This is a genomic window from Pseudodonghicola flavimaris (genome assembly GCF_030164425.1).
In the GTDB taxonomy this organism is placed as follows: domain Bacteria; phylum Pseudomonadota; class Alphaproteobacteria; order Rhodobacterales; family Rhodobacteraceae; genus Pseudodonghicola; species Pseudodonghicola flavimaris.
Window position 1 is genome coordinate 1 of record NZ_JASNJD010000057.1, and the last position, 1,402, is coordinate 1,402.

1 protein-coding gene is annotated in these 1,402 nt (G+C 64.8%); it reads right to left on the bottom strand.

Going from position 1 to position 1,402, the window contains the following annotated elements; genetic code table 11:
• Positions 1–67: 67 nt before the first annotated feature.
• Positions 68–1,264: an IS256 family transposase gene (locus tag QO033_RS25210; RefSeq protein ID WP_142495134.1), complete on the bottom strand. Its 1,197-nt coding sequence runs from the start codon at positions 1,262–1,264 to the stop codon at positions 68–70.
• Between the last annotated feature and the right edge of the window lie 138 nt (positions 1,265–1,402).

The window sequence follows — 1,402 nt, forward strand, 5'->3', positions numbered from 1 at the left end:
GGTAGTGTCCCGGGAGATGGTGTAGGAACTGGCGTCCACCTGCTTCTTCATAGCTGGTGCTGCTCGTTCACTGCGCGGCGATCATCGTCGCCGCGCCGGTATCGTTGCACACGGCCGTCAGCTTTTCCACCGGCATGTAGCGGCGGGAGACGGCCCATTCATCGTTTTGCTCCAGCATGAGCGCGCCGACCAGCCGGATGACGGCTTCGCGGTTGGGAAAGATGCCGACGACATTGGTCCGCCGCTTGATCTCCTTGTTGACGCGTTCCAGTGGGTTTGTGCTGTGCAGCTTCGAGCGCAGGCTCTCGTCGAAGGCCATGTAAGCCAGCACGTCATGCTCCGCCTCATCCATCAGCTCGGCAACATCGCGGAACCGGTCCCGCAGGCTGTCGGCGACCTCACGCCAGCGGGCATGGGCCTGGTCGCGGTCCTTCTCGGCGAAAACGGTCTTTACCACCGCGCTGACCACCGGCTTGTGGGTCTTGCCCACGCGGGCCAGGAGGTTGCGCTGGAAATGCACGCGGCAGCGCTGCCAGCCGGCACTGAGCACCTTGCGTGCGGCAGCTTTCAGGCCCTCATGTGCGTCGCTGATCACCAACTGCACGCCCCGCAGGCCGCGCCGAGTAAGAGACCGCAGGAAGTCGGCCCAGAACGTCTCGGCTTCCGAGGGCATGACGGTAATCCCCAAGATCTCGCGCCGCCCGTCTGTATTGACCGCCACAGCCACTATCACCGCCATCGAGACGATCCGCCCGCCCTCACGCAGCTTCACATAAGTGGCGTCGAGCCAGAGGAAGGGCCAATCGCCTTCGAGAGGCCGGTTCAGGAACGCCTGCACCCGCTCGTCGATCTCCTCGCAGAGCCGCGAGACCTGGCTCTTGGAGGTGCCCGTCAGCCCCATGGCGCGCACCAAGTCATCGACAGCGCGCGTGGAAACACCATGGATGTAGGCCTCCTGGATCACTGCCATCAGCGCCTTCTCCGCCGTCCGCCGTGGCTCCAGGAAGGTCGGAAAATAGCTGCCCTTGCGCAGCTTCGGGATGTTCAGGCCGATGGTCCCCGCCCGGGTATCCCATTGCCGCGGCCGGTAGCCGTTCCGCTGGTTCTCCCGGTGCGGGCTGCGCTCGCCATGGCCCGCACCGCAAACGGTGGCCACCTCGATATCCATCAGCCGCTGCGCGGCATCCTGGATCAGCTCGCGCAAGAAATCCGCGTCATCGCTCTTGGCGATCATGCCCGGAAGGTCGATCATGTTCTCGGTCATCGTGCTCTCCTTCGTTGTCGTCGGTCTTCGAACAACCTCAGACTACGAAGAAGCGCGATGGCCGCCAGCCCGGCCGCGCGCTGCGCTACGCCAAGGGCTTCGCGCGCGGCCTCTTACACCACCCCACGGGGCACTACC

Excerpts from the sequence above, each read along its gene's own strand:
- QO033_RS25210 (WP_142495134.1), bottom strand. The coding sequence starts at position 1,264 with ATGACCGAGAACATGATCGACCTTCCGGGCATGATCGCCAAGAGCGAT.